Origin of the sequence: Streptomyces sp. NPDC051133 (genome assembly GCF_040682635.1) — a bacterium.
Taxonomy (GTDB): Bacteria; Actinomycetota; Actinomycetes; order Streptomycetales; family Streptomycetaceae; genus Streptomyces.
On the sequence record NZ_JBFBBK010000260.1, the window covers coordinates 1 to 1,043 of the forward strand.

General features: G+C 65.7%; 1 protein-coding gene. It reads left to right on the forward strand.

Annotation, left to right across the window (positions count from 1 at the left end; genetic code table 11):
• Positions 1–825: 825 nt before the first annotated feature.
• Positions 826–1,043: hypothetical protein (locus tag AB0N17_RS46885; RefSeq protein ID WP_366017756.1), on the forward strand; the 218-nt coding region annotated here is incomplete at its 3' end.

Sequence of the window (1,043 nt, forward strand, 5' to 3'; positions counted from 1 at the left end):
CTCCTACTGGCCTTGGGGGCCGTGCCCGCAACCCCCACCCACCGGGCCGCCGCCCGCATCCTGGGGCCCGCACAAAAGAATCACTTCCAGCGGCTTGCGCGGCCCGGGCCGACGGCGGGTACACCGGTCACCTCACCGGGTGGACCGCCCAGCATCCCGGACGCGTCCTGGGTGGTTGTCTGCCATGTCGGATGGCCTCCCGCCTGGGGATTGCTGCAGCGTTCGCGCTTGATCACACCACGCCCGAGGTCGGCCGCTGAGCCGGCAAGGACCTTCTGGCATCCAGTGCTTTTCGGCCTAGTCGGCATAGGCGTGAAAATAATGTCAGTGATCTTAAGTGATCGTCGTGGTTGGCATCTGGCACTTACTAGGTCCGGTGCTGAGCGCTTGTCTTCCCAACTGCCCCTGTGGGCGGCCTTCTGCTCGTTTCCCCATGGCGTGGAGCTGCCTGCGGGTTCGCATACCGACCACTGTGCGTGGCGCTATACAGGCCCGCGGCCGGACGCTTTCAGTGACATGAGCGGTCTTGTGGGAGTAGGAGTAGGCACGGTCCCGGGCGGCTCCGCCCTGTGTCCGGGCCGTCGCCCGCGCATCCGTCGATTTGCCACGTGTATGGGAAATGAGTGAATGACTACCTGCCCATCGCCATGTCTCGTCTCCCAGCAGGAGCAGCTGCCCTACCTCACCCATCTGTCGGACGCCACCTTGATGACACAGACTTCGCGGGCAAGCGGCCCCACCGTCCGCTACGTGGCGATCTTGCTCTCTCGGCATATCAGAGCCGTACGTACGTACGCGGCACTATGTGCGACGACACCAGACACGGTGGCTTATCTGGAAAAGGCCGCGGCCAGGGCTGTCTATTCCGACCTGTTGCGCCATGAAGTGCCACCCGCAGTTCGCCCTCGGCTGCTGGTCGCGGTGCGCGAGGCAGCCGAGCGGCTTGCGGGCTCCCCGCGCACCACACTGTCGGCTCCGCTGGAGTATGCCGCCCTCGCAGGCTGCTCCGAGCCGGCGCCGAATCGTCGTCTGGTAGCCCGTGC